The 3,577-nt window shown below is 59.9% G+C and carries 4 protein-coding genes; 2 read left to right on the top strand and 2 right to left on the bottom strand.

Annotated features, from left to right (window positions below; translation table 11 throughout):
• Positions 1 to 144 precede the first annotated feature (144 nt).
• A complete protein-coding gene (gene rpe, locus NW838_RS10730; protein ID WP_414331302.1) occupies positions 145 to 855 on the top strand; it encodes a ribulose-phosphate 3-epimerase in 711 nt (236 codons plus the stop codon).
• Positions 856 to 942: 87 nt separating this feature from the next.
• On the opposite strand, the gene NW838_RS10725 is transcribed toward rpe, so the two are convergent.
• On the bottom strand, positions 943 to 1,722 hold the full coding sequence (locus NW838_RS10725) for a hypothetical protein (RefSeq protein WP_414357391.1): 780 nt from the start codon (positions 1,720 to 1,722) through the stop codon (positions 943 to 945).
• 270 nt (positions 1,723 to 1,992) lie between these two features.
• Here NW838_RS10725 and miaA point away from each other — a divergent pair, with 270 nt between their 5' ends.
• Positions 1,993 to 3,006 (top strand): tRNA (adenosine(37)-N6)-dimethylallyltransferase MiaA, encoded by a 1,014-nt coding sequence (miaA, locus tag NW838_RS10720; RefSeq protein WP_414428024.1) that lies wholly within the window; start codon positions 1,993 to 1,995, stop codon positions 3,004 to 3,006.
• On the opposite strand, the gene NW838_RS10715 is transcribed toward miaA, so the two are convergent.
• On the bottom strand, positions 2,930 to 3,577 hold a 648-nt coding region (locus tag NW838_RS10715), incomplete at its 5' end, for a thiamine pyrophosphate-dependent enzyme (RefSeq protein WP_414428023.1). The two genes, miaA and NW838_RS10715, sit on opposite strands and share 77 nt — an antisense overlap.

Here is a 3,577-nt window from a genome sequence, read left to right as displayed (position 1 = left end):
ATCGCTGCATAGTTGAACAGTGATGTTCAGCAGTGTTCAGCGTAAATGTATCAGGGGATATGACGCTTTGCAAAGGGGATCAAACCCCGTACCATAGAGGAGCAGGTTTCTCCGTTTCTCTGTTTTCAATCCCCAGGACTCACCATGGTGCAGCCGTCAGCAACCTCTGGGCAGAAGCCGATTGTGATCGCCCCTTCCATCCTTTCAGCCGATTTCAGCCGGTTGGGGGAGGAAGTACGGGCAGTGGATGAGGCAGGAGCCGACTGGATCCATGTGGATGTCATGGATGGCCGCTTTGTGCCCAACATCACCATCGGCCCGTTGGTGGTGGAAGCGCTGCGCCCGGTGACGGCCAAGCCCCTGGACGTCCACCTGATGATTGTAGAGCCGGAGAACTATGTGGCGGATTTTGCCAAAGCAGGGGCCGATATCATTTCCGTGCACGCAGAGTCCAGCTCCACCATCCACCTGCATCGCACCCTCAGCCAAATCAAGGATCTGGGCAAGCAAGCGGGCGTGGTGCTCAATCCGGCCAGCCCCCTGGAGCTGATCCAATACGTGCTGGAGCTGGTGGATCTGGTGCTGATCATGAGCGTCAACCCCGGCTTTGGCGGGCAAAGCTTCATTCCGGCAGTGGTGCCCAAAATTCGCCAGTTACGGGCCATGTGTGATGAGCGCGGCCTGGATCCCTGGATCGAGGTGGATGGTGGCTTGAAGGGAAGCAACGCTTGGCAGGTGATCGAGGCAGGAGCCAATGCCATTGTGGCCGGTTCGGCAGTGTTCAAGGCCAAAGACTATGCAGAAGCCATTCGCAGCATTCGCAACAGCCGCCGTCCCGAGCTGGTGACAGTTTAAGGTGACAGTTCATTTTGAAGGAAACTGCTCTCTTACTGAAATCCGGCTTGACCCCAGCGCTGCGCTGAGCCAACTCCTCACGTGCCTTTAGCGCAAAGCAGCAGCCCCTTTCTGGGCAGCGTAAGGCCCCGTCCCGCTGTTGACGGCAGTTGTGCCCAGGCAATGGGGAGGCCCATCGACGGAGGGGGGGATGATCGGCTGCGGCAAAGTGGGGCTGAAAAAAGTCTGACAAAAAGGCACGCGATTGCGCTGAATATCGGCAAGGTAGGGGGGAGGAATGGTGCCCAAATAGGCGCCCAGCACCTGCTGCTCGGGATCCTCTGGCAACACTTGGTAATACAACATCAGGCGATTATCGGGAAACCAGGCGCGGATCACCCTTTGCAGGGCTGTCAAGTTGAAGCCCGGCTCTTCGGGGTTGCGAATCAGGTGCATTCCCGCCAGGCGCCCGCCGACAAAATAGGCTTGCACATAAAACCCACGGGCATAGATGGGGGGCTCCAAGGAGTTCTGAGATGAAGGGGAATCGGGCAGGTAAAGGGCTTCACCCCCAGGACGCAGTTGCCAGCGGCTCCAGCGGGGATCCTCCCGGTCGCTAGAAAGGGTCTCCCAATTGTTGGCGCGGGCGTAGCTCAAGAAGCGCTCCTCGACCATGCCCAGATAGAGCATTTCCATTTGCAAGGGCAGCCGGGCCCGGGTTTGCAACAGGGGCAGAGTGCGCACTTCTCCCTGCTTGAGCACCAAGGTCTCCCCCCGCGCCGAGCAAGGTTCCCACGCCAACAAAACTGTCAGGATCCCTGCCCCAACCGCCCGGCCAAGACAGCTAAGACCACGTCTTGCCGAAGCAAGCAGCAGAGGGGTGAGCATCTGTATCTGTAGAGGTAGCCTGAGCTGTGGGCAACTGCCGCCCAACCCAGTAGAAGCAGGGACGTAAGATGAGATCACCGAGAACCCCGAAAAGCCAGAAAAAAGGTGAAGCTAGAGTGCTCTGCACCGCTGACGCGATGGAAGCTCTATTGTAGCCAAAGAGCCAAAGCCTCTTGAAAATTTTAACCTGTTGCCTTGTGTGAATTTTCTTGCAGATCCTGAATGTCTCGAAACTAAGGTACTCCGCGCCGCTGACGCGAACGAAACGAAATGAGTGCAACTCTCGAGAACGGCATTCCCGCTGCAGCAGCTTCTGACCGGACAGGATGGCCGGGATTGATCGTCATTGCCGGCCCCACGGCCACCGGGAAATCTCGACAGGCACTGCTTTTGGCCCAACGGCTGGGATCCCCGTTGTTGAATGCGGACTCTCGCCAGGTCTACCGCGAGTTTGACATCGGCACAGCCAAGCCTACCCCTGCTGAGCGGGCTCTCTGGCCCCACGAGCTGATTGACTTTGTGGATCCCCGCCACACCTACACGGTGGCCGAGTTCCAACAGGCGGCCCAAACCCGCATCGCCGAGGCCCATCGGCAGGGACAGACGCCCATCCTGGTGGGGGGCACCGGTCTCTACATCCAATCGGTGACTGCTGGCCTAGGGATCCCTGCTGTACCCCCGCAGCCCCAACTGAGAAGACAACTGGAAACTTGGCCCCCTGAGATCCGCTACGCCTGGCTGCAGCAGTTGGATCCCGTTGCCGCCCAGCACATTCATCCCCATGACGCGGTGCGCACGCTGCGGGCTTTGGAGATCGTTTACGCCACTGGGAAGCCGGCTTCCAGCCTAAGGCGGGCTCATCCCCCCCATTACCCCATCTTGATCCTGGGGCTGCGCTGCCCAATGCCCCGTTTGGAACAACGCATTGCCCGGCGCACGGCAGAGATGATGGAGCGGGGGTGGATCGAGGAGGTGAAAACCCTGCGGGAGCGCTATGGGCCCCACCTGCCCCTTTTGAATACTTTGGGCTACGCGGAAATCGGCGCTTATCTGGAGGGGCGGATCCCGGAAGCCGAACTGCAACCCCTGATTGTGCGGCGCACCCGCCAATTTGCCAAACGGCAGATGACCTGGTTCCGGGCCCTGCCAGGGATCCAGTGGCTGGACTGCGAAGCTGAGGATTTGCCGGAGCAGATCTGGAAGCAGGTCAAGGCTTGGATGGCAGCTCCGACCACTGTTGAAACCAGTCCCGCCGCCGCTGAGCATCGGCTTTTCGATCCGTAAGGATCTCCAACACCCGCACCCCTTGGGCAGGCAAGGGATCCAAAGCTTGGGCCAGCTCCTGCCAGCTTTCCACCCGCCGGTGGGGAATGCCGTGGGCTTGGCAGAGGAGGGCAAGATCCACCGACTGGGGAGTAGCAAAGTAGGGCTCAAAGGGCGGATCTGGCCCTTGACGGCCCACTTCAGCAATGGGCAGCAGCTCGAAAATCCCACCCCCCTGGTTGTTGATGAGGAGAATGGTCAGGGATCCCTGCAGGTGAGGGCCAAGCCGCAGGCCGCCGCAGTCGTGGAGAAAGGCCAGATCCCCGGTTAGCAACACCGTCGGGCGCTGCCGGTGGGCCACCCCGAAGGCGGTAGAGAGAAGGCCATCGATGCCGTTGGTGCCGCGATTGAAGTAGGGACGGATGCGGCGGTCGTTGGGGGGCCAAAACCACTCCACATCCCGCACCGGCGTGCTGTTGGCAATAAACAGCGGAGTCTCTGGGGGCAAGTGGTGGGCCAGCCACCAGGCAACCTTGCCTTCAAACCACTCCGATAGGTCAGTCATGGCCTGGTCTAGGGCAGCACGGATTTG

The sequence above is a fragment of the Synechococcus sp. R55.2 genome (assembly GCF_047462075.1).
Taxonomy (GTDB): domain Bacteria; phylum Cyanobacteriota; class Cyanobacteriia; order Thermostichales; family Thermostichaceae; genus Thermostichus.
The sequence above is the reverse complement of the archived record's forward strand: the minus strand, read 5'-3'. Positions and strand labels throughout refer to the sequence as shown.

Excerpts from the sequence above, each read along its gene's own strand:
- miaA (WP_414428024.1), top strand. The coding sequence starts at position 1,993 with ATGAGTGCAACTCTCGAGAACGGCATTCCCGCTGCAGCAGCTTCTGAC.
- NW838_RS10725 (WP_414357391.1), bottom strand. The coding sequence starts at position 1,722 with ATGCTCACCCCTCTGCTGCTTGCTTCGGCAAGACGTGGTCTTAGCTGT.
- rpe (WP_414331302.1), top strand. The coding sequence starts at position 145 with ATGGTGCAGCCGTCAGCAACCTCTGGGCAGAAGCCGATTGTGATCGCC.